This window comes from Brevundimonas sp. UBA6550 (assembly GCF_002434505.1).
Classification (GTDB): domain Bacteria; phylum Pseudomonadota; class Alphaproteobacteria; order Caulobacterales; family Caulobacteraceae; genus Brevundimonas.
In genome coordinates, this window is the sequence record NZ_DJKE01000001.1 from 226,335 (window position 1) to 248,734 (window position 22,400).

A 22,400-nucleotide genomic window follows, 5' to 3' on the forward strand; every position below is an offset into this window, starting at 1 on the left:
ACCCGGTCGCTTCGCGACCACCCTCCCCGCAACGGTGAGGGAAAAGCCTGTTACAGCCCCCGCACCCTCGGCCCGGCCGAACGCGCCTCCAGCATCAGCCGCGTGATCCCCCACACCAGGGCGTCGGCCCGGTCGGGGCTGGGTCCGCCTTCGGACCCCAGGGCCAGCATCTCCTCCTCCAGGGCCGAAAAGGCCTCGCAGTGGATCACCCGTCCCTGTTCGTACAGCAGCGCCACCGGCTCGGCCCGCGCGGCCTTGGAGCGGGTCGCGTGGACCATCTCGATCTTGGCCGGACAGTCGCTGGCCCCCAGGACCGCGCGCACCATGTCGCCGCCCTGATTGCCCTCGGCGATCACCTCGTGCGCGCCGAACTCGCGCGCCGCCTGACAGACCACGGCGGCCCAGCCGCTGGGCGAGCGCCCCCTGACCGTCCGGTCGGCCAGGACGAAGGCTTTGCCGTCCCGCCGCCCGACCACCACCACGCCGCAGGCGTCGCCCCGCGCGGTCGCCGGCGGATCGACCGCCACCACCACCCGGTCCAGTTCGGGCGGCCGCGCGCCCCTGGCCTGCTTCAACTCTTCGATGGAGAACAAGGCCCCCTCGCCCTCGACCACCAGCCCCTCCAGCTCCTGCGCCGCCAGTCGCGTGCCGCCATAGACGTCGTTCAGATGCGCCAGGAACCCCGGCGACAGATTGTGCGCGTTCAGCGCCGTCTCGGCCCGCTCCGTCACCGTCCCGCTCTCGGCCATCAGCTTGCGCAGCGCCGGGATCGGCCGGGGCGTCGTCGTCACCGCCAGCAGCGGCTTGGCCCCCAGCCGCAACCCGAACCTCAGGTTCGACAGCACCAGATCCGGCCGCCGCCAGGCGCAGAATTCGTCGGCCCAGGCCGCATGGAACTGCGGCCCTCTCAGACTGTCGGGATCCTCGGCCGAAAACGCATAGGCCGCCGACTGATTGTCCCACACCAGCCTTCGTCGCCCCGCCTCCCAGCGCGGCCGGTCGCCCGGTTCGGCCAGCGCCTTGATCCCCGACGCCCCCTCCACCATCACCTCGCGCACGTCGTGCAGGGCGGGGCCGACCAGGGCCAGGACGATGCCCGCCTTGTCGCGCGCCATCTTGTCGATCCAGACCGACCCGGCGAAGGTCTTGCCGGAGCCCCGTCCACCCAGCAGCAGCCAGGTGCGAAGGTCGAGATCAGCCGGCTTTATCTGATGCTTCAGCAGCCGAGCATGATTGCGATGCAGCCTTAGCTCTTGCCCGTTCGTCGGCTTCGGCCTGTTTCTCTTCCATGATCCGGTCGAGCCGCTCGTATTCGACCAGCAGTTCCTGTCGGATTCGCTCGTCGTCTGCGGGATCGTAGGTTCGTCCACCCATCTCGTCCTCTTCGTTGTCGCTCAGGCACAGCAGCCGCATCGCCTCGACCGCCTTGGCCGAGCGCGCGATCACGCCGATCTGGCGCGCGACCTTTTCGGCCGCTCCGGCCTCTGTGACGTCCGTCTTGCAGACGCTCTCGGTCGCCTCTTCGATCTTGGCCTTCATCTTCAGGAACAGAGGCTCCATCCACCCGGCGCAGGACGCAGCCGTTTCGCGAGCGCCGTCCCCGCCGCCCTCGTCGTCATCCCGATTTCCCGCCATGCCCAAACCATAGCGCACCAGCGTCCTCAGGCCGGAAGAACGCCTACATAATTCGCCAACGGTCTGTTTTATCTGGGTTTCAACCAGCGACATTGCGCTGGCTGGGGGTGCCTACCCTATCGCTCGCGCCCGCGTTCGACCGCCCATTCCGGCGCCTCGAAGTCCAGCGCGTCCTCCGGCTCGGCCAGCGACAGCTCCGAAATCGTCTGCCCCCGCACCGACACGCCCGCCGTATGCACCGTCTCGCGACTGCCCGAGATCAGATGATGCCATTTCGCCAGCGGCCGCCCCTCGTGCAGCCGGCGATAGGCGCAGGACTTGGGCATCCAGGCCAGCGCCTCGATATTGCCGGGCGTCAGCTTGATGCAGTCCGGCACCTGGGCCTTGCGGTTGGCATAGTCCGAGCAGGAACAGGCCTTCGAATCGAACAGCTTGCAATGCACCCGCGTCGGAATGACCTCGCCCGTATCCTCGTCCTCGAACCGGATCACGCAGCACAGCCCGCACCCGTCGCACAACGCCTCCCACTCGGTCGGCGACATCTCGTCCAGGGTCTTGGTTTCCCAGTAGGCTTGCATGGCGGGCCTCATACGCGCCCATTCGGGCGCTGTCGCGGCCTCAATGCCCCACGGTTCGGGAGAACAGGTTGATCACCAGCACCCCGCCGACGATCATCGCCAGCCCCGCGATGGCCGGCGGGTCCAGCCGCTGGCGAAAGACCACCGTCCCGACTGCCGAGATCAGCACCACCCCCAGCCCGCTCCAGATCGCATAGGCGATCCCCACCGGCATCTGCCTCAGCGCGATCGACAGCAGATAGAAGGCCAGGCCGTAGCAGACCGCCATCCCCGCCGTGGGCCAGGCCCGCGTGAACTGCGCCGAGGCCTGCAGCAGACTGGTCCCCGCCACCTCCAGCCCGATGGCGCCCAGCAGCGCCATCCATGTCGTCGGGCTCATGCGTCGTTGGCCGTGATCGGATGGCCGGGCGTCAGCAGCGACAGCAGCGCCTGCCTCTGCTCCGGCGAAACCCGGTGCGTCCCGAACAGGTCCGACATCCACAGCCCGTCCGCGATCAGCCTCAGCATCAGGGCGTCGTCGGCCCCGACCGGATCGCATGGATCGTCGATCTTCACCTTGTCGATCCAGTTGTTCCAGCGCTGGGCCAGCCCGGGATCGATGGCGCAGGCGGCCATGATGACCCGGCCGATGCTGACGTCTTGCGGCGTCACCGGCTCGTTCACCGTGGCCCTCAGATAGGCGCGCGCATTGCGGCCATAGGGTTCGGGATCGCGCGCGGCCTCGGCCAGGATCATGTCCGTGTGCATCCGCCCCAGATGATCGACCATCCCTTCCAACAGCGCGATCTTGCTGGGGAAATGGTGCAGCAGGGCGCCCTTGCTGACCGTCGTGCGCGCCGCCACCGCATCCAGCGTAAAGCCCGACGCCCCCAGCTCCGCCGCCACCTCCAGCGCCTTTTCGATGATTTCGGCGCGGGTGTCGTCGGGCGCGCGGCGGCGTGTGATCATATCCATTCCGGCTACATACCAACCGGACGGTATCTGTCAAATTCCAAAGGCCGTGGCGGTTCGGCCTGCCCTCCTCTATATGGCCGCCCATGGCAGCCAGACCCCCTCTCGTCGCACTCAAGGACGTCCGTCTTCAGGACGGCCAGCGCCCCCTCTTCGACGGCGTCGATCTGGCGGTCGAACCGCGCAGCCGCGCCGCCCTGGTGGGCCGCAACGGCGCGGGCAAGTCCACCCTGATGAAGGTGGTCATGGGCCTGATCGAACCGGACAGCGGCGACCGTTCGGTCCAGTCCGCGACCCGCTTCGCCTATGTGCCGCAGGAGCCGGTCATCACCGGCGAGACGCTGCTGGACTACGCCTCATCCGGGGAGGCCGAGAGCTGGACGGCCGAGGCCTGGCTGGCCACCTTCGGTCTGGACCCCGCCAAATCGACGCAAGGTTTATCGGGCGGCGAGACCCGCCGCGCGGCCCTGGCCAAGGCCTTCGCCGAGGAGCCCGACCTGCTGCTGCTGGACGAGCCGACCAACCACCTCGACATCCTGGCCATCGAACTGTTGGAGAACGAGTTGCTGTCGGCCCGGTTCGCCCTGCTGGTCGTCAGCCACGACCGCGCCTTCCTGAACCGCGTCACCAACACCGTCCACTGGCTGGAGGGGCGCCGCGTCCGCACCCTCAGCAAGGGCTTCGTCGAGTTCGACGAATGGTCGACCAAGGTGCTGGAGGAAGAGGCCGAATCCCTGCGTCGCCTGACCAAGACCATCGAGCGCGAGACCGCCACCTTCTACTCCTCCATCACCGCTCGCCGCAGCCGCAACGAGGGCCGCGCCCGCTCGCTTCAGGCCCTGCGCGCCGAACGGGCCGAGAAGATGAAGGACTTGCCGCGCGAACTTTCGCTGGGCGTCGATTCCGGTGCCACCTCGGGCAAGCTGGTCGCCGAGATCAAGCATGTCTCAAAGGGCTTCAACGGCCGCACCCTGTTCAAGGACCTGACCACCCGCATCATGCGCGGCGACCGCCTGGGCATCGTCGGTCCCAACGGCGCGGGCAAGACCACCCTGGTCAAGACCCTGCTAGGCGAACTGGCGCCCGACGAAGGCACGGTCCGCATGGGCGCCAACCTCGAGCCCGTCTATCTGGACCAGTCGCGCGAGGGGCTGAAGTCGGACATGACCCTGTGGGACGCCCTGACGCCGGGCGGCGGCGACAGCATCATCGTGCGCGGCTTCTCCAAACACGTCGCCGCCTACGCCAAGGAATTCCTCTTCTCCGAGGCCCAGTTGCGCCAGCCGATCTCGACCCTGTCGGGGGGCGAGCGAAACCGCCTGCTGCTGGCCCGCGCCCTGGCGAAACCCGCCAACCTGCTGATTCTCGACGAACCGACCAACGACCTGGACATGGACACGTTGGACAAGCTGGAAGAGCTGCTGGAAGGCTATGACGGCACCCTAATTCTGGTCAGCCACGACCGCGACTTCATCGACCGCCTGTCCACCTCGACCCTGGCGCTGAACGGGCGCGGCGACATCGTCGAGACCCCCGGCGGCTGGACCGACTTCATTCGCCAGAACCCCGGCTTCCTCCAGCCTGGCGCCAATCCCCGCCCCCAGGACAAGGCGGCCGCCCAGCGCGCCGCCGAAGCGCCCCCGCCCGCCGTGGCCCCCAAGAAGACCGCCAAACTCTCCTTCAAGGACGCCCACCGCCTGAAGGAACTCGAAACCCTGATCGACACGCTTCCCGCGACCATCGCCAAACACGACGCGACCCTGGCCGACCCGACCCTCTACACCCGCGACCCCAAGACCTTCGACGCCACGATGAGGGCCGCCGAAAAGGCCCGCGCCGACCTTGAAGCCGCCGAACTGGAATGGCTGGAGCTTGAGGAGAAGAAGGCGGCTCTGGCGGGGTAGCGACCGACCTTTTCGTCATTCCGGGGCTGAGCGAAGCGAAGAACCCGGAACCCAGGAGGACAGAGGTTTTGTCAGACGCATTCGGAGCTGGATGTGCGTCTCCTGGCTTCCGGGGTTCGTCCTGCGGACGCCCCGGAATGACGGTGACGTCTGCCCCTTGAAACCAAACGCGCCGCCGCACACTCAAGCTTCATGACCCTGCGCTCCCACGTCGTCGCCTTCGCCCCGCCCCAGCAGGCGGCCGTAAGGCGCATCAACGCCGCCCTGGCCCGCGCGCCGCGCCTGCGCACGGAGGGCTGGCGGATCGATGCGGGTCAGCGGCTGTCGCTGTGGCTGGACGCGGCGGCGGGGCGCGTCACGACGCCTCGCCTGAAGAAGCGCGGCGTCACGGTCGAGATCGTCCAGACCGACGGCGAACACCCGGTCAATCTGCGCATCCTGCACCCGGCGGGCGCGCCCCGCGCCGTCATCCTGGACATCCACGGCGGCGGCTGGGTGCTGGGCAGCGCGGGGCTGAACGACCGGCTGAACGCCCATCTGGCGCATCACGGCTTCTGCGTCGTCTCGGTGGATTACCGCCTGCTGTCCGAGCGTCGCCGTGTCTATATCGACGCCGCCATCGCCGACTGTCTGGCCGCCGCCTTCTGGACCGTGACCAACGTCGATCGGCTGGGCGCCGCGACCCTGTTCATCGCGGGCGAATCCGCCGGCGGCCATCTGGCGGCCCTGACCGCCGTCGCCCTGCGCGACAAGGGGCTGATCGACCTGGTCAAGGGCTGCGTCTTCACCTACGGCGTGTTCGACCTGTCGGGGACCGAAAGCGTGCGCTCTGCGGGCCCCGAGACCCTGCTGTTCAACGGCCCGACGATGCAGGCCGATCTGGCCCGACTGGCCCCCGACCGCGACGAGGCGGGCCTGCGCCAGCCCGACGTCTCGCCGCTCTACGCCGACCTGACCGGCCTGCCGCCCGCCCTGTTCCTGGCCGGGGAATACGATCCGCTGTTCGAGGACAGCCTGTTGATGGCCACGCGCTGGGGCGAGGCGTCGGACGCCGATCTGATCCGCGTGCCCGAGGTCCCGCACGGCTTCCTGCACTTCGGCGGCCCCGCCGCGCGCGGCGCGCGCAAAGCCATCCGCACCTGGCTGGACGCGCGTCTTTAATACCCATCCCAGACGATAGGGCGCCTACTCATCTCCGTTCATCCCGGCGGAAGCCGGGACCCAGCGCTTTGGGCGAGACCTCCTCGAGATCAAATCGGGGTGTTCATCCCACGCACTGCAGATGCGAAAGACCTGGGTCCCGGCTTTCGCCGGGATGAACGGAAGAGGGACGTTCAGCTCTCGATCAGATCGCGGATTCGCGTGCCCAGGGCCTCCATGGCGAAGGGCTTGGTCATGACGTGCATTCCGGGGTCCAGGTGGCCGTTTCCGACCACGGCGTTCTCGGCGTAGCCGGTGATGAACAGCACCTTCAGGTCCGGCCGGTCCAGTCGCGCGGCGTCGGCCATCTGGCGTCCGTTCATCCCGCCCGGCAGGCCGACGTCCGTCACCAGAAGGTCGATCCGCGCCCCGGACTGCAACAGCTTCAGCCCCGCCGCCCCGTCCGACGCCTCGATGCACTGATAGCCCAGTTCGTGCAGGATTTCGGCGACCAGCATCCGCACCGTGGGTTCGTCGTCCACCACCATCACCGTCTCGCCGGCCTGGGCGCGCGGCGCCTGCTCGATCTCGGGCGCCGCCTCGCCGTCCTCGACCTCGCCGAAGTGGCGGGGCAGGTACAGGCAGACCATCGTCCCCTGCTCAGGCTCGGAATAGATCCGCACCTGCCCGCCCGACTGGCGCACGAAACCATAGATCATCGACAGGCCCAGGCCCGTGCCCTCGCCCAGCGGCTTGGTGGTGAAGAAGGGTTCGAACGCCCGCGCCGCCACCTCCGGCGCCATGCCGTCGCCGGTGTCGCTGACGCAGATGGAGACATATTGGCCAGGGTCCAGATCCTGGGTCTTGGCCGTGCGCGCATCGATCCAGCGGTTGCCGGTCTCGACCGTCAGCCGCCCGCCGTTCGGCATGGCGTCGCGCGCATTGATGCACAGGTTCAGCACCGCGTTCTCCAACTGGTGCGCGTCGATCAGCACGGGCCACAGGCCGGTGCTGGCCACCACCTCCAACGCCACGCCCGGCCCGGTCGTGCGCCGGATCAGGTCCTCCATCCCCCGGATCAGCCGGTTGGGGTCGGTCGGCTTGGGGTCCAGGGTCTGGCGGCGCGAAAACGCCAGCAGCCGGTGCGTCAGGGCCGCGGCCCGCTTGGCCGCCCCCTGCGCCGCCGCCGTGAACCGCTCGACATCGCCATAGCGGCCTTGCGCGATCCGGTTGGTGATGATCTCCAGACTGCCGCTGATCCCGGCCAGCAGATTGTTGAAGTCGTGGGCGATGCCGCCCGTCAGCTGCCCCACCGCCTCCATCTTCTGGCTCTGACGCAGCGCCTCTTCGGCCTGCATCAGCGCGCTGGTGCGCTCGGCGACCTGTTCCTCCAGCGTCTCGTTGAACCGGGCCAGTTCGGCCGACTGGCTGCGCAGGTCCTCGATGTCGATGTTTGAGCCGACCCAGCGGGTGATCCGGCCCTCCTCGTCGTGAACCGGCTCGGCCCGCACCATGAAGGTGCGGAACACCCCGTCGTGGCGGCGGATGCGGAACTCGGCCTCGTAGACCTGGCCGCTGGCCAGCGATCGGGACCAGCCCTCGCCCGCGCGCGCCACGTCGTCTGGATGCACGATCGCGGCCCAGGCGTCGGTCCCGTCCAGCGCCCCGTGCGCCAGACCCGTATAGGCATAGACCTGGGGGTTGAACCAATACAGCGATCCGTCCGCCCAGCTGGCCCAGATCTGGTTCGGCGTGGCCTGGGCGAAGACGCGGAACTGGGCCTCGCTGTCGCGCAGGGCCGCCTCGCTCTTGGCGCGCTCGGTGGCCATCCGCACCCGCTCGGCGACATCGCGCATCAGGCGCAGATCGCTGTCGCTGTAATGGCGCGGCGCCTCGTGGTTGACGAACACCATGGCCACCACCCGGCCCTGCTCCATCAAGGGCATGTTGACGAAGGAGCCGGCGCTGATCCGCTTCAGCACCTCCGCCGTCGCGGCCGTGCGGGGGTCCAGCGTGACATCGGCGATGGCCACCGTCTCGCCGCGCTTGATGTCCTCGATGTAGGAGCCATGCTCGCGGAAGGCCAGGGTGCCGGCGATGCTGCCGACCCCCGGCTGGTTGAAGTCGCGCTCGATGGTGATGGTCTCGGCGACGGTGTCCACCGTGCCGTAACCGGCCCGGCTGACCCCCATGGCCTGGGCCAGGACGCGCGCCGACGCCAGGGCGATCTCGCCGGCGTCGGTCAGGTCGCGGATGGCGTCGTTCAGCTCCAGCAGGGCCGCCTGGCGCGCCTCGCTCTGTTTTCGCTCGGTGATGTTGTTGAACAGGATGGCGACCTGATAGGCGCCCGGCTGCCCGATCCGCAGCGCCTGGACGTCGTACCATCGGCCGAAGATGTCGGCCGGATTCTCGAACCGCACCGGCTGTCCCTTGCGCGCCACCCCGCCGTACAGATCGAACCAGTGCTGCTCCAGCCCCGGCGCGATCTCGCTGACCCATTTGCCGTAGGGGTCGGCTAGGCCCGTCATGTCCTCGAAGGCTTCGTTGCCCTCCACGATCTTGTAATCGACCGGCCGATCCGCCGCGTCGAACTTCATTTCGATGACGCAGAACCCGGTCGCCATGGCCGCGAACAAGGCGCCGTATCGCGCCTCGCTCAGCGCCAGGGCCTGGTCGGCCCGCATCCGTTCGGTGACGTCGGCGCCCTGGACGAAAACGCCCCAGACCCGACCGTCCTCCGTCTTCATCGGCTGGAGGACGAAATCCAGATAGCGCTCCTTGACCGGCCCGTCCGGCGTCGCCTGCACGGCGTAGAGCGCGCTTTCGGCGTGGTGGGGCAGACCGGTGCGATACACGGTGTCCAGCAGCGCCAGATATCCCTGATCCACCGCATCCTTCAGCACGTCGGCCAGGGCGCAGCCCGCCACGGACCGATGGCCGATCAGCGTCTGATAGTTAGGATTGGTCAGTTCGAAGCGATGTTCCGGCCCGACCAGCAGCGCCATGAATCCCGGCGCGTGGGCGAACATCTGCGCCAACTGGGCGCGGTTAAAAGCGACGGTGGCGCCTTCGGAGACAGTGATGGACAAGCCTTTTCCTCAGAGTCTGACGTCTGCGACCACAGAACCCCCAGCCGGTGAAGTTGTTGCAGCCGTTCTTGTGTTCGTCACCGGACATAAGCATTTCCAGGCGCGTTCCTGTGGACAACGCAACGCGCTGATCCGCAAATACGAATTTGATCCGTCCACCGATGTTCACAGGTTTGTCCACCGCCGCCGGGCCAGTCGTGCACATCCTGGCGGGATCGGGCGCTTGCCTCATAGCCGGTTTCGTCGGAACGTCAACAGGCCAAGGGACACGGCGGCGCGGAAATCCGGGGGAGACCCTGGAAGATCAAGCGAACCGGCCCGGCTCTCCGACCCGGCGTTTCGGGCGATCTTCGGATCGTAACGTGCGGCAGGCGGGATCCAGGCTCCGATCCTCGACGGTCCTCGGATCGACGACGAGCGGGGAACCGGATCGGGATCGAGGGACGATGCGGCCGCAACGCCGCAGAACGCCCGAGGCCAGGAGCGCGACAGGATACAGCCGACCGTCCTTTCGGGTTCGCCCGCGACGACGCCCAGGCCAAGGCCCTGACCCGAACGGCCAAGTCCAACCCGGACTTGGCGAGGGGACGAAGCACACGGGTCCGCCCGCACGCTTCGTCCCCTCGCTCAATTGGGGCCGAACCCTGCACGGCGTCACACGACCGCGCTAGACAGCCCGCGCCCGATCTGCACCCATGGGGTGCAGACGGAGACACCCATGCGCGCACCCCTGATCGCCCTCGGCCTGACCCTGACCACATCCCCCGCCCTGGCGGCGGCCCCCGGCCAGACGCTGGAGCAGTTGCAGGTGTCGCCCGTTCGGGACGGGCGTCTTTTCTCGCCCGAGTCGTCGTCGCCGCTGCTGGTTCCCACGACCGAGATCGCCTGCGGCGGCCAGCCGATCCAACCGCTCTACGCCGACGATCTGGCCCTAGGGGTCGCCCGCAGCGCCGGCTACGAAAAGCCGGCCGTCGTTCTGGCCTTCTCGGTGGACGAACAGGGCCGCGCCCGCGACATTCGGCCGGTCAGGGACGCCGCCTCGACCCCGTCGGGCCCGATCGTCATTGCGCCGCTCAGCCCCAGCCAGGAGGAGCAGGCCGCACTGGCCGCCTGGCGTTTCGAAGGCGGGCCGCGCGCCGACTGCCGGGCCACCGTCCGCTATTCCGTCAAGTCTGTGGAAGCGGCGACCACCGACGATCTGCTGCGCTATTTCGCCGTCACCCGCACGCGCGGCGCGCTGCGCGAAATGGTCGCTCGGCGCCTGGGCGGCCCCGACGCGAACTGCGGCGGCGACGGTCGGGGCGGACGCGCCGCGCGCACCGTCAGCGTCCCCGACTTCATGATCGGCCGGCGCCCGCCGCCGGGCGGTCGGTCCTGGACCGTGGTGCGCTGGAACGTGGACGCCGAGGGGCGGACGACGGCGGTCCAGACCCTGGGCTCGTCAGGCGACGCCGATCTGGACCGCGAGGCCCGGCGCGCCATCTCCGAGACGGTGCTGCGGCCGGGCGCGCCCCTGACCGGCTGCGTCTTCAACTTCAACCGCGTCGGCGAGACGCTGACGCCGCCCGATCTGCCCCCGCGCGAAGAGGACCCCCAACAGTCCTGCCCGGCGGACATCTCGGACCGACTGCGGCTCAACATCGCGCCCGCGCGTTTTCCGCCCGCCTTCGCCAAACGCCGGATCGAGGGTTGGGCCCTGGTGCGGTTCGACCTGGCGACCTGGGGCCAGACGGGCGCCATAGAGGTGATCGACGCCCAGCCGTCCGCCGTGTTCGGCGAGGACGCCAGCCAGTTGATCGCCTCCGCCCGCGCCGAGCCGGCCCTGACCGGCGCGGTCCGCTGCGTCCTGCCGATCCGCTATCGCCTGCCCGACGCCGGCGGGACGGCCGTCGAGATCGCGACCGACTGACGCCCCGCCTTTCCAACGCCGCCATCCGCCCGTAAGTCAGGCGCATGAGCTTATCGGGGAATCGGTTCCTGACCCGTCGCCGCGCCCTGATCGCGGGGGCTGCGGCAGTGGGGGCGTCGGCGGTGGGGTTGCGCGCCTGCGGCCGGTCCGAGGCGCCGGTGGACGAACAGGGTCGGGTGCGCCTGCGCTTCGCCCTGGACTGGCGCGCCCAGGCCGACCACGGCGGCTTCTATCAGGCCCTGGCCAGCGGCGCCTATGAGAAGCGCGGCCTGAACGTCCAGATCGTCCAGGGCGGTCCGGCGGTCAACGTGCCGCAACGGCTGGCCTCGGGCGCGGTGGAGCTGGGCATGGCGTCCAACAGCTTCACGCCGATGAACCTGGTCGCGTCCGGCGCGCCGGTCCGGGCGGTCGCCGCCTTCTTCCAGAAGGACCCGCAGATCCTGATGGCCCACCCCGACGACGCGCTGCGCACCATCGCCGACCTGGCCGAACGCCCGTTCCTGATCGCCCAGGCGGGGATCGAGACCTTCTGGGTCTGGCTGAAGGCGACCTACGGGTTCACCGACGCCCAGTTGCGCCCCTACGCCTACGACCCCGCCCCCTTCATCGCCAATGCGCGGGCGGTGCAGCAGGGCTTTCTGACCAGCGATCCCTATACGGTCGAACAGACCGCCGATTTCGATCCCAGGGTCTTCCTGCTGGCGGACGAGGGCTATCCCTCCTACGGCGCCATCGTCCTGGCCCCCAACGCCTTCGCGCGCGACAATGCGGCGGCCCTGCGCAGCTTCATCGCCGGCTCGGCCGAGGGATGGCGCGACTATATCCGGGGCGACGCCTCGGCCGGCGACGCCCTGATCCGCCGGGACAATCCCGACATGAGCCAGGCCCAGCTGGATCAGGCGCGCGAGCGCTTGCGCGACACGGCCGTGGTCGATGGGGGCGACGCCGCCCTCTATGGCCTGGGCGCCCTGACGGCCGAGCGCTGGCAGGCCTTCTTCGAGGTCACGTCGAAGGCGGGCGTCTATGAGCCGGGCCTGAACTGGCGCGACGCCTTCACCGACAACTATCTGCCCGGCCGGGGCTGAACTGCGCCGTTAGCGCGGGGTTAAGCGGTGGGGCCTATCCTGACGGTTGGATAATCCCCAGCCGGAGAGCCGCCTTGCGCCGCGCCCTCGTTCTCACGACCGTCCTGACCGCGGCGAGCGTCCTGGCCGGCGGCGCCGTCGCCCAGTCGGCGCCGACCAATGGCGCGGGACTGCGCTACCTGTCCTGGCCGGGCAAGCCGCCGGTCGGCGCCCGCCCGGCGCCCGCCCCCGCACCGACCCACACGCCGGCCTCGCCCGAGGCCGCCCCGACCGTCATCGCCGCCAGCCGCACCCTGCCCCTGGCGCGCCTGGCCCCGCCGCCCGCAGACACGCCGCCCGCTCCGTCGCCGTCGCCCCGCCGGGGCCTGACGCCCGCCAGCGACTGGACCAACCCCCAGGCCGCCCGCAACGTCCCCCAGGCCTATCCGACCTTCGCGCCCGTGCGCTCCGCCGAAGCGCCCGTCCAGCCTTCGACCTCGACCGCCGTCGAAGCCCCCGCCCCCGTTCCCTATCAGCCGGCCCCTCAGCAGGTCGCGGCCAGCCAGCCGCCGGCGCCTCAGCCCGCGCCCGCCGCCATGGCCGAGGCGCAACCCGCCCCGCCCCCCGTTGCTCAGCCGCCCGTCGTCCAGGCCGCCGCCCCCCAGCCCGCGCCCGCAGAGACGCCCGCCGTCCAGCCGACGCCCGACCAGGCTCCGACCGCCCAGGCCGGCCAACAGGCCGCCGCCGACCCGATGGCCCCGCGCCGCGACGCCCCCATCTATCGGCTGATGCGGCCCCAGACCGGCGTCGCCCTGGACGGCGCGGCCGTGGCCGGCGCGCAGCAGGCGGCCCAACTGCCGCCCGGCGAACAGACCGCCCGCTACTATTCGGTCCACCGTCAGGCCGGCCGTCATCCCGACACCATCGTCACGCCCCAGCCGACCTATCTGGACGCCCTGCCGGTGCAGATGACCCAGACGCCCAAGTCCGACGACCTGGCCCAGCCGGACGGTCCGCCCGCCCTGATCCGCAACGCCAACGGCTCGCTGCGCGCCGTGCCCCAGACCCAGGCCGACGACCTTCCATGAGCGACACGTCCACGGTCGAGACCGCCGTCGTCTCCGCGTCTCGCCTGCCCCAGCTGATCGCGCTGGCCGGCGAGGAGTCCAGCGACAAGCGCCGTCTTCTGCTGCGCGAACTGACCGGCCATTTCTTCGGCGCCCCCGAACACAGCCCCAGCGAGACCGCCCTGTATGGCGCGGTCCTGGCCAAACTGTCCGACGAGATGGAGCAGGCGGTGCGCGCCGAGCTGGCCGCCCGTTTCGCCCCCGCCGCCAATGCGCCGCACAGCCTGATCCGGCGTCTGGCGGACGACGAGCTGGAGGTGGCCGAGCCGGTCCTGCGCGGCTCCGCCGTCCTGACCGACGACGATCTGATCCAGGTGGCGCGCCGGCGCGGCCAAGGTCATCTGCGCGCCGTGTCGGGCCGCGCCGTGGTGTCGGAGGCGGTGTCGGACATCATCGTCGAGCGCGGCGACGACGACACCCTGGGCGCCCTGTTGCGCAACGACGGCGCCCGCCTGTCGCGCGCGGCGTCCGAGACGGCCGTCGAACGGGCCAAGGCCAATCCCGCCCTGCACGCCGCCACGGTCGAGCGCCAGAGCCTGCCGGTCGACCTGCTGAACGAGATGTATTTCGTCGTCGAGGCCCGGCTGCGTCACCAGATCCTGGAGCAGAACGCGCGGATGGACCCCGACTTGCTGGAGGCGGCGCTGGCCGCCGGCCGCACCCGGGTCGCCACCGACGACGGCGCCCTGCCGGCCGACTACGCCGAGAACCTGGCCTATGTGAACGAGCTGCACGCGGCGGGCCAGCTGACGCCTCAGGTGCTGATCCGCTTTCTGCGCTCGAACGGCCGCACGCCCTTCCTGATCGCCCTGTCCAAACTGGCGGACATCGACTTCCACACCGCGCGCGGCATCGTCGAGCGCAAGGACCTGGACGCCCTGTCGGTGGTCTGCAAGGCGGCCGACATGGACCGCGCCGTCTATCTGACCTACGCCGTCGCCGTCCTGGGGTCCGAGGACAATCCGATGGGCAAGGCCGCCGCCTATGGGCGGATGTACGGCGAACTGACCCGCGACGCGGCCCTGCGCACCCTGCGCTTCTGGCGTATGCGCCGCACGGCGCAGGCGGCGTAACGCCCTACTGACTTCTCCCTCCCCTACGGGGGAGGGTGGCTGAGGCGCAGCCGAAGCCGGGTGGAGACGGCTCTGTAGCCACACGCGCATCGAAGAAAGCGTGTTGTCAGCACCGCACCGCACAACATAGCCGCGTTGCGGGATTTCGAAGTGATGGAGCATCGATCCTTTCTTTTGGAAGGAGCGACGGATGTCCGTCATCAACGCACTCATCGAAGCCTGGAATAACACCGCCCCCTATCTAGCCGATGGCCTTAGCGACCGCGTTATCGGTTATATTTTCGAAACTGGATTCCGATACTGCCTCAAGCGCTGGCGCGATGGATCGCGCGTAAAAGCGATAGACGGATCATCCGCACATGGAGTTGCTCCACCGCAGCCTGAAGCACGGCAGAGAGGTGGCCATGATTAAGCCCCAGCTATCGAAACAGCATCATCTGCGATCCATCGCCTGCCGTCCCCACCCGGCTTCGGCTGCGCCTCAGCCACCCTCCCCCGCAGGGGGAGGGAGAGACATCACCCCAAAGCAAAAACGCCCGCCTCCTTTCGGAAGCGGGCGTCTCTATACCGAAACGATCCGGCTTATTTCTTGACGCGCGGGGTGCGGGCCGGCTTGCGGCCGCCTTGGCCCAGGCCCATCGACTTGGCCAGTTCCGAACGCGCCTTGGCGTAGTTCGGGGCGACCATCGGATAGTCTTTGGGCAGACCCCATTTGGCGCGGTATTCTTCGGGGCTCATGTCGTATTTGGTGCGCAGGTGGCGCTTCAGCGACTTGAACTTGCGGCCGTCTTCCAGGCAGATCAGGAAGTCGGGCGCGATCGACTTGCGGATCGGCACCGCCGGTTCCTTGGGTTCCGGCTCGGCCTCGACCGGACCATTGGAAACACCCGACAGGGCGGCGTGGATACTGGCGATAAGCGACGGCAGGGTCTCGGCCGAGACTGTATTGTTGCCCACATAGGCGGACACGATGTCTGCGGTCATCTCGAGCAGTTCGGGCTTATCTTCCATTCGCGTCTTCGCTTTCCTGATCTATTGCGCCCGACCGATTCTGCAGCCGAAACATCCTGTCTCGGCTAATAGAGTTATTCGGCCTCGAAAGCAAACGCGACCGTCACGACCGATCTATGCACGTTACTGCATCTATCTGTAGTGGTGAAGCTCAGCGGCCGAAGTCTTCGGCCAGCACCATCATCGCCGCGCGTTCGGGCGCCGAATATTCGTCGACCACATCGTCCTCGCCGTCGCGTATGGCCCGCAACAGACTGGGCGTCAGCGCCGAGGACAGAGACCAGTTCCAGTAACGCAGCACCGTCTGCGCCCGGTCCACGGCCAGCATTTCATAGGTGATCTGCACCCGCTCCCAATCGGGATGGATCTGACCGTCGGCCGTCGTCTCGGGCCGCCGCATCGAACGCCACAGACGGGTCAGGTCGGCGCGCGACATCCCCGTGGCCTTGCACAATATGGCCAGCGGCTCGCCGCCCGGATCGCCCAGCAGCTTGGCGCCCGTCAGCGGCTTGACCCCCGACAGGAAGGCGATCTCAGAGGCCGTCTCGCGCGTCAGCCCGTCGCGCCCGGCGACCATCACGGCCTGTTCCAGGCTGTCGAACGGGCTCTTGGCGATGGCGCCGCGATTGCGCTGGCGCCGCTCGATGAACTGCAGCGCCTTGCGCGCGACGGGGTCGGACCAGTCCTCGGCCGCCGCCATGCCGAACACGTCCTCGGACGCCTCCTGCATCACCTCGCGCGACACGGCGAACCGCTGCAGGATGGTGCGGCGATCCTCCGGCCCGCACCACCAGAACATGACATAGGCGCCCGACGGCCTCAGCTCCGGCCGTTTCAGCAACAGGCCGCACAGGCCCGGCGATTGTCGGCTCAGGCCCACCACCGCCTCGATCCCCACCTGCGACAGCCGGGCGGTCGGGTTGCGCAGCACCGCCTCCATCACGGCCATCTCGCCGAAGGAGAACAGGGTCTCGGTCACGATCTCGGACAGGCCGCGCCGGGCCGCGATCAGCAGGCGGTGATCGATGCTGGCGTCGCGCGCGCAGCCCACGATGTCGGCGTCGCTCAGGGACGCGCACTGTTCGATCAGAAGGCCGGCGATCTCCACCTCGTCGCGTAGCAGAATGCGCGCCACGCTGTTGGGCAGTTCGGCCAGGGGCGCCAGGCGGGCGGCGACGCGGCGACGCTCCTCGCGCGAGGCCAGGCGCAGCATCTCGACCAGCAAATCGCCCGTCACCGCGCGTTCGAAGGCGTTGATCCGGCTGGCGGGCAGCGACACGACATCGGCCAGACGCTTCAGCAGCGCCCGGCGCGCCCGCAGCGGCGCATCCGCCCCCGGCTCATGCCCGATCATGGCTGTCAGTTCGCCCATCCGACCAATCTAGGCGCGAGCGGTTAACCGGGCGTGAGGGCCTCAGCTCTTGTTGACCACCACCACGATGGCCAGGACGACGAACAGGATCAACGCCAAGATGCGCGCGATCCACGGCGCGGCGACGAAGACGCCCAGCACGGTAAAGCCGCTTTTCACCGCCTCTGGCCGGGTCAGGGCCTGTTTGAACGTGCCGCCGTTGTCGCCTGCGATCGGATGGCCGCAGTTGGGACAGGCGACGGCGGCCTGGGACACCTGACGCCCGCAGGCGGGACAGGGGATCAGCGCCATGGTCAGCCCCCCGCCTGCGGGGCGATGCGGATTTCGACGCGCCGGTTCTTCTGACGGCCCGCCGGGTCGTCGGCCCCGTCCGGTTTGACGTTGGGCGCCACGGGGCGACGCTCGCCGAAGCCCTCGGCCTTCAGCGACCGGCCGGCGGGGCCTTGCAGCCGATCCGCCACCGCTCGCGCCCGTCTCAGCGACAGGCCCTCGTTATAGGCGTCGTCGCCCTTGGCGTCGGTGTGGCCGCCGATGCTGACCTGGGCGCGCGGATAGCTTTTCAGCAGTTCCGCCGCCCGCGCCAGGGCCGGCTCGGCGTCGGGCCGGATCGTGGCCTTGTCGAAGTCGAACAGCACGTCGGCGGGCAGGTCGATCACGATGACGCCCTCGCTGCGCCGCGCATTCAGTTCGCTCAGCAGACTGCGGGTCGTCTCAACCCGCTCGGGCGCGACCTCGGACGAGACGAAGACGCTCTGAAGCTCGCTGTCCGGCCCGGCCTTCTCGAAGGTGGAGCGCGGGGTCTCGGCCTTTTCGAAGGTGGATTTCATGCCGATGGCGCTGCCGCTCATCAGCCGCACGGTCAGGGCCGAGGCCGCGCAGGGCGTCAGACCGGCGGCCAGCAGGGCGGCCGCCAGGGCGGGCGCGTGCCGCCCCGTCATCCGGCGGCTCCCGCGGTCGCCGCCTGGGCCGTCAGCGGAATGGTCATGCGCAGGAACGGGCCGATGATGCTGTCCGACGTCGAACCTTCGTTGAACACCACCGAAATCTGCGGCGTCCCGGTCGGCACGGCGCCCATGAAGACCAGGCGGCCGTTCATGGTGTCGCCCTTGACGATGTTCATGTTCGGATTGCCCTCGGGCGGCTTCAGACGCAGCTTCTGACCGTTGGGCAGTTCGATATAGGTGGCGTTGGTGGCCATCTGGACGTTGTTGGTCATGTCGCTGGCGAACGAGATGCTGACGTCCAGTATGGTGGCGTCCTCGGCCAGATCGACGTTCTTGACCCGCACCGTGGCCCCGACCTCGGTCACGCCCTGCACATCGACCGGCACATTGCGGGTCTGGCGCGGCTGGGCGGTGACGGGGGTGTTGGCGGCGGCGGCGGCCTGCTGTTCGGGGGACATGCCGGCGGCCGCCTTGTCCTCGTTGTTCGAACAGGCGGCCAGGGCCAGGGCGGACACCCCGGCGACGGCGATCAGGCGAAGGGCGACAGGCATGGAACGCTCCGGCGTTGTTGATCCACCGCGCGTCTGTCCGCCTCCCAAGCGGAGCCGCACGCGCGTCCGTTGTCGAACACGCGAGCGGTGAAAAAGCTCCGCTTACAAGCCCTCGAACAAGGCCGTGGAAAGATAGCGTTCGGCGAAGGAGGGGATCACCACCACGATGGTCTTGCCCGCATTCTCGTCGCGCGCCGCCAGACGGAAGGCCGCCGTCAGGGCCGCGCCCGAACTGATGCCGACCGGAATACCCTCGACGCGCGCGGCCTTGCGCGCCATGTCGAAACTGTCGTCGTTGGACACCTGCTCCACCCCGTCCACGACCGAGGGGTCATAGATGGCGGGCACGAAGCCGGCGCCGATGCCCTGGATCTTGTGCGGCCCCGGCTGTCCGCCCGACAGCACCGGCGACGCCTCCGGCTCCACCGCGATCATCTGGACCGACGGCTTTCTGGCCTTCAGCGCCTGGCCGACGCCGGAAATGGTGCCGCCGGTGCCGACGCCCGCCACGATGATGTCCACCGCCCCGTCGGTGTCGTTCCAGATCTCCTCGGCCGTCGTCACGCGGTGGATGGCGGGGTTGGCCAGGTTCTCGAACTGCGAGGGGCTGATGGCGTTGGGCGTCGAATCCAGCAGTTCCTGGGCGCGGGCGATGGCGCCCTTCATCCCCTTCTCGGCCGGCGTCAGCTCCAGCTGGGCGCCCAGCAGGGCCAGCATCTTGCGCCGTTCGATCGACATGCTTTCGGGCATGCACAGGATCAGCTTCAGCCCCTTGGCGGCGGCGACGAAGGCCAGGGCGATGCCGGTGTTGCCGCTGGTGGGTTCGATAAGCACCGTGTTGCGGTCGATCTTGCCCGCCTGCTCCAGCGCCTCGACCATGGCCACGCCGATCCGGTCCTTGACCGAGGCGATGGGGTTGAAGAACTCCAGCTTGGCCAGCACCGTGGCCTTTGCGCCATATTCGGCCGACAGGCGCGGCAGGCGCACGATGGGGGTGTCGCCGATGGTGTCGATGATCGAGTCATAGACCTTGCCCCGACCCTTCTTCAGGTGGCGGGCGGCGTCATAGCTGAAGTCAGACATGGGGAGGTCTCCGTGAAACTGCGGCCCGTAACAGATAAGGCATAAGGCCCCGGCGCAAGGGGCCGCGCGCGATCATTTCTGCGCGAGACTTTCAGAGCGGCTATGTCGGACTATATGTCGCCGTCGCGCGAAGTCGAGATTACAGCCCTTGCCCCACCGTCGTCCTCCCTCCGACCCCGGCCTGACGCCAGAGATCGCGGACCTGGTGGCCGAGGTGCGCGCCGATCAGGCCGAGCCGACCCAGATCCAGATGGACGCCCCCGTTCCGCCCCGCGTCGAAGCGGCGCCCGTGGCCGACGCCCGGCCCCTGGACGACGAGCTGCGCTATCGGCTGAAGCAGCAGTCGCTGCTGGCGCGGTTCGGCGAACTGGCGCTGCGCGAGCGGGATCGTCAGGCCCTGCTGGACGCCGCCTGCGCGGTCTGCGCCGACGGGCTGGAGACGCCGCTGTCCAAGGTGCTGATCCATAACGAGGCGCGCGACCGGCTGGTGCTGATCGCCGGCGTCGGCTGGACCGGGGCGGTCGAAGGGCTGTCGTCCCTGGGGGTGGAGCTGGATTCGCCCGCCGGCTACGCCTTCCAGACCGGCAAGCCGCTGATCTCCAACCACCTGGACATCGAACAGCGGTTCCGCACGCCCAGGCTTCTGGCCGATCACGGGGTTCGGCGCGCGATCAACGTCCTGATCCGACCCGAGGTGGACGGCGAACCCTGGGGCGTGCTGGAGGTGGACAGCCCCGACGAGGGCCAGTTCGACGCCCGCGACGCCCTGTTCCTGGACGCCTTCGCCGCCGTGGTGGGCGCGGCCCTGGCCCGCCAGCAGACCGAGCAACGGCTGCTGGCCGCCATCGAACACCAGGCCCTGCTGGCGCGCGAGGTCAGCCACCGGGTCAAGAACAGCCTGACCCTGGTCTCCAGCCTGTTGTCGATGCAGGCGCGCGGCGCCGCGTCCGACGACGTGCGCCAGGCGCTGGCGACGGCGGGCGCCCGCATCCAGGCCATCGGCCAGGTCCACGACCAGCTGTGGCGCGGCGCCGACGTGCAGAGCGTGATCCTGTCCGACTTCCTGTGCCAGCTGTGCGAGGCCGTCGCCGCCGGCAGCGAACGCCATGTCGTCACCTGCGAGGCGTCAGAGGCGCCGCTGGGCGCCGACATCGCCATTCCGCTGGGGCTGATCGTCAACGAGTTGGTCACCAACGCCATCAAATACGCCTATGGCCCCGAGGGCGGCGCCATCGCCGTGTCGGGCCGGATCGCCAACGGCCGCCTGACCGTCACCGTCGCCGACCGGGGCCGGGGGTTCGACCTGGCCGCCGCCCGCAGCGACCGCAGCCTGGGCATGCGCGTGATCGACAGTCTGGTGAAACAGATCGGCGGGGTGATCGAGAACCGCGCCGAAGGGACCGGCTCGGTCCTGGTGGTCGAGGCCGCCGCCGTCTGACCACGCCCGTTCCGCCACAAACCGTCGGCCCTTACCGCCCCAGCACCGCGCGGGCGGGGTCGAAGGCGACCACCTCGCGGATCACGATCATGCTCTTGAAGCCGCGCACGCCCTTCTCGGGGACCAGTTCGCGAATGCCGAACGCCTCGTAGTCCTGCATGGAGCGGACGGCGACGGTCAGCAGATAGTCGGTCTCGCCCGTCACGTCCCAGCAGCCCTGGACCTCGGGACTGGCCTTCATGGCGCGCTGGAAGGCGTCCATCACCTTGCGGTCCTGGGTGTTCATCTCGACCTGGACGTGCAGGACGATGCGCGGCTCGATCCGCGCAGGATCGATCATGGCCACGTCGCGCACGATCACCCCCTCGGCCCGCAGCCGCCGCAACCGCCGCAGCACCGCCGATTCCGACAGGCCCACCGCCTCGGCCGTGACCCGCGCCGGCTCCTGATTGTCGCGACGCACTCGATCCAGCAGCTTGTGATCGAACGCATCCAGCGTGACGAAATTCGTCATTTCATTTCCCTTGACGCCGGTTTCAGGCGCATTCAGGCCGGAAATCGCCGGGAAGCGCAACCGTATTTGGGCTAGTCATCGGCCATGACCGCCGTGGCCCTGAAATCGCACCTGACCTCGCCCCTGATGGCGCGGCTGATCCCCTATCTGGCGCTGTTCGGCGGCATGATGACGCTGGCGTGCGGCACCTCCTTCGCCAAGACCCTGTTCCCGGTGATCGGGGCGCAGGGGACGACCGCCTATCGCGTCGGTCTGTCGGCCGTCATTCTGGTTGCGGTGTTCCGGCCCTGGCGGTTCCGCCTGACGCGCGCCGATCTCGGCGCCGTGGCCCTGTACGGCGTGGTTCTGGGGGCGATGAACCTCAGCTTCTACATGTCGCTGAGGACCATTCCGCTGGGTCTGGCCATCGCCATCGAGTTTATGGGGCCGCTGACCCTGGCGCTGCTGCATTCGCGCAAGGCGGTCCACTTCGTCTGCATCGGCTTCGCCGTCCTGGGCCTGGGCCTGCTGCTGCCGCTGAAACAGGGCGTGGGCGCGCTGGATCCGGTCGGCATGGCTTTGGCCGCCTTCGCCGGCCTGTGCTGGGCGCTGTATATCGTGTTCGGCAAGCGGCTGTCGCACCTGCACGCCGGACAATCTGTGGCCCTGGGCATGAGCGTGGCGGCCATGGTGGTCGTGCCGTTCGGCGTCGCCCATGCCGGGATGGCGCTGCTGAACCCGGCCATCGTGCTGGCGGGCGTGGCCGTGGCGATCTTCTCCAGCGCCCTGCCCTATTCGCTGGAGATGGTGGCCCTGCGCGCCATTCCCAAACGCACCTTCGGCGTGGTGCTGAGCGCCGAACCGGCCGTCGGCGCCCTGGCCGGCCTGGTCATCCTGCACGAGCATCTGACCGGCCAGCAATGGCTGGCCATCGCCGCCATCGTCGCCGCCTCGGTCGGCGCCATCGCCACGACGCGCGAGCCGCAGACGGGACCGGAGCCGGTCTAGTTGCGCCACGTCATTCCGGGGCTGAGCGAA

General features: G+C 69.1%; 22 protein-coding genes. 9 read left to right on the forward strand and 13 right to left on the reverse strand.

Features of this window, described 5'->3' with window-relative positions; genetic code table 11:
• Positions 1 to 50: 50 nt before the first annotated feature.
• The 5 genes from B3Z70_RS01045 to B3Z70_RS01065 all read right to left on the reverse strand — a co-directional run bounded on the left by B3Z70_RS01045 (position 51) and on the right by B3Z70_RS01065 (position 3,161).
• Complete coding sequence (locus B3Z70_RS01045) at positions 51 to 1,244, reverse strand: DNA-packaging protein (RefSeq protein WP_409514367.1); 1,194 nt, start codon at positions 1,242 to 1,244, stop codon at positions 51 to 53.
• Complete coding sequence (locus tag B3Z70_RS01050; protein WP_292044447.1) at positions 1,195 to 1,635, reverse strand: hypothetical protein; 441 nt, start codon at positions 1,633 to 1,635, stop codon at positions 1,195 to 1,197. The genes B3Z70_RS01045 and B3Z70_RS01050 overlap by 50 nt, the downstream gene beginning before the upstream one ends.
• Before the next feature lie 116 nt (positions 1,636 to 1,751).
• Complete coding sequence (locus tag B3Z70_RS01055) at positions 1,752 to 2,213, reverse strand: YcgN family cysteine cluster protein (protein ID WP_292022105.1); 462 nt, start codon at positions 2,211 to 2,213, stop codon at positions 1,752 to 1,754.
• Positions 2,214 to 2,253: 40 nt separating this feature from the next.
• Positions 2,254 to 2,592 carry a DMT family transporter gene (locus B3Z70_RS01060; RefSeq protein ID WP_292022107.1) on the reverse strand — a complete coding sequence of 113 codons (339 nt, stop codon included), beginning with the start codon at positions 2,590 to 2,592 and terminating at the stop codon, positions 2,254 to 2,256.
• Positions 2,589 to 3,161, reverse strand: a complete 573-nt coding sequence (locus B3Z70_RS01065) for a TetR/AcrR family transcriptional regulator (protein WP_292022109.1) — start codon at positions 3,159 to 3,161, stop codon at positions 2,589 to 2,591. The genes B3Z70_RS01060 and B3Z70_RS01065 overlap by 4 nt, the downstream gene beginning before the upstream one ends.
• Before the next feature lie 89 nt (positions 3,162 to 3,250).
• Between B3Z70_RS01065 and B3Z70_RS01070 the strand changes: the two genes are divergently transcribed.
• The gene (locus B3Z70_RS01070; RefSeq protein ID WP_292022111.1) at positions 3,251 to 5,068 is read left to right on the forward strand and encodes an ABC-F family ATP-binding cassette domain-containing protein; all 1,818 of its coding nucleotides are present in this window, start codon (positions 3,251 to 3,253) and stop codon (positions 5,066 to 5,068) included.
• 192 nt (positions 5,069 to 5,260) lie between these two features.
• Positions 5,261 to 6,229 carry an alpha/beta hydrolase gene (locus B3Z70_RS01075; RefSeq protein ID WP_292022113.1) on the forward strand — a complete coding sequence of 323 codons (969 nt, stop codon included), beginning with the start codon at positions 5,261 to 5,263 and terminating at the stop codon, positions 6,227 to 6,229.
• A gap of 173 nt (positions 6,230 to 6,402) precedes the next feature.
• On the opposite strand, the gene B3Z70_RS01080 is transcribed toward B3Z70_RS01075, so the two are convergent.
• The gene (locus B3Z70_RS01080; RefSeq protein ID WP_292044449.1) at positions 6,403 to 9,297 is read right to left on the reverse strand and encodes an ATP-binding protein; all 2,895 of its coding nucleotides are present in this window, start codon (positions 9,295 to 9,297) and stop codon (positions 6,403 to 6,405) included.
• A gap of 718 nt (positions 9,298 to 10,015) precedes the next feature.
• Here B3Z70_RS01080 and B3Z70_RS01085 point away from each other — a divergent pair.
• The 5 genes from B3Z70_RS01085 to B3Z70_RS01105 all read left to right on the forward strand — a co-directional run bounded on the left by B3Z70_RS01085 (position 10,016) and on the right by B3Z70_RS01105 (position 14,882).
• On the forward strand, positions 10,016 to 11,206 hold the full coding sequence (locus B3Z70_RS01085) for a TonB family protein (protein ID WP_292044451.1): 1,191 nt from the start codon (positions 10,016 to 10,018) through the stop codon (positions 11,204 to 11,206).
• A 44-nt stretch (positions 11,207 to 11,250) separates the two neighbouring features.
• On the forward strand, positions 11,251 to 12,291 hold the full coding sequence (locus B3Z70_RS01090; protein WP_292044452.1) for an ABC transporter substrate-binding protein: 1,041 nt from the start codon (positions 11,251 to 11,253) through the stop codon (positions 12,289 to 12,291).
• A gap of 74 nt (positions 12,292 to 12,365) precedes the next feature.
• Entirely contained in the window at positions 12,366 to 13,358 is a 993-nt protein-coding gene (locus tag B3Z70_RS01095; RefSeq protein ID WP_292044454.1) for a hypothetical protein, read from the forward strand.
• Positions 13,355 to 14,470 (forward strand): DUF2336 domain-containing protein, encoded by a 1,116-nt coding sequence (locus B3Z70_RS01100; RefSeq protein ID WP_292022833.1) that lies wholly within the window; start codon positions 13,355 to 13,357, stop codon positions 14,468 to 14,470. Before B3Z70_RS01095 ends, B3Z70_RS01100 begins: the two co-directional genes overlap by 4 nt.
• A gap of 190 nt (positions 14,471 to 14,660) precedes the next feature.
• A complete protein-coding gene (locus tag B3Z70_RS01105; protein WP_292022832.1) occupies positions 14,661 to 14,882 on the forward strand; it encodes a hypothetical protein in 222 nt (73 codons plus the stop codon).
• A gap of 170 nt (positions 14,883 to 15,052) precedes the next feature.
• Here the strand turns inward: B3Z70_RS01105 and B3Z70_RS01110 are convergent, their stop codons facing one another.
• The 6 genes from B3Z70_RS01110 to cysK all read right to left on the reverse strand — a co-directional run bounded on the left by B3Z70_RS01110 (position 15,053) and on the right by cysK (position 19,431).
• Positions 15,053 to 15,481 (reverse strand): MucR family transcriptional regulator, encoded by a 429-nt coding sequence (locus B3Z70_RS01110; RefSeq protein ID WP_248117692.1) that lies wholly within the window; start codon positions 15,479 to 15,481, stop codon positions 15,053 to 15,055.
• A 151-nt stretch (positions 15,482 to 15,632) separates the two neighbouring features.
• Entirely contained in the window at positions 15,633 to 16,853 is a 1,221-nt protein-coding gene (locus B3Z70_RS01115) for a DUF2336 domain-containing protein (RefSeq protein ID WP_292022830.1), read from the reverse strand.
• A 42-nt stretch (positions 16,854 to 16,895) separates the two neighbouring features.
• Positions 16,896 to 17,144: a zinc ribbon domain-containing protein gene (locus tag B3Z70_RS01120; RefSeq protein WP_292022829.1), complete on the reverse strand. Its 249-nt coding sequence runs from the start codon at positions 17,142 to 17,144 to the stop codon at positions 16,896 to 16,898.
• Positions 17,145 to 17,146: 2 nt separating this feature from the next.
• On the reverse strand, positions 17,147 to 17,791 hold the full coding sequence (locus B3Z70_RS01125) for an OmpA family protein (protein WP_292044456.1): 645 nt from the start codon (positions 17,789 to 17,791) through the stop codon (positions 17,147 to 17,149).
• Positions 17,788 to 18,348: a hypothetical protein gene (locus tag B3Z70_RS01130; protein ID WP_292022662.1), complete on the reverse strand. Its 561-nt coding sequence runs from the start codon at positions 18,346 to 18,348 to the stop codon at positions 17,788 to 17,790. The genes B3Z70_RS01125 and B3Z70_RS01130 overlap by 4 nt, the downstream gene beginning before the upstream one ends.
• Positions 18,349 to 18,450: 102 nt before the next feature.
• Entirely contained in the window at positions 18,451 to 19,431 is a 981-nt protein-coding gene (cysK, locus tag B3Z70_RS01135) for a cysteine synthase A (protein ID WP_292022660.1), read from the reverse strand.
• A gap of 148 nt (positions 19,432 to 19,579) precedes the next feature.
• Here cysK and B3Z70_RS01140 point away from each other — a divergent pair, with 148 nt between their 5' ends.
• The gene (locus tag B3Z70_RS01140; protein ID WP_292022658.1) at positions 19,580 to 20,869 is read left to right on the forward strand and encodes a sensor histidine kinase; all 1,290 of its coding nucleotides are present in this window, start codon (positions 19,580 to 19,582) and stop codon (positions 20,867 to 20,869) included.
• 31 nt (positions 20,870 to 20,900) lie between these two features.
• Here B3Z70_RS01140 and B3Z70_RS01145 read toward each other — a convergent pair whose 3' ends face one another.
• Entirely contained in the window at positions 20,901 to 21,383 is a 483-nt protein-coding gene (locus tag B3Z70_RS01145; RefSeq protein WP_292022656.1) for an Lrp/AsnC family transcriptional regulator, read from the reverse strand.
• An 84-nt stretch (positions 21,384 to 21,467) separates the two neighbouring features.
• Here B3Z70_RS01145 and B3Z70_RS01150 point away from each other — a divergent pair, with 84 nt between their 5' ends.
• A complete protein-coding gene (locus tag B3Z70_RS01150; protein WP_292022654.1) occupies positions 21,468 to 22,370 on the forward strand; it encodes an EamA family transporter in 903 nt (300 codons plus the stop codon).
• Positions 22,371 to 22,400 lie beyond the last annotated feature (30 nt).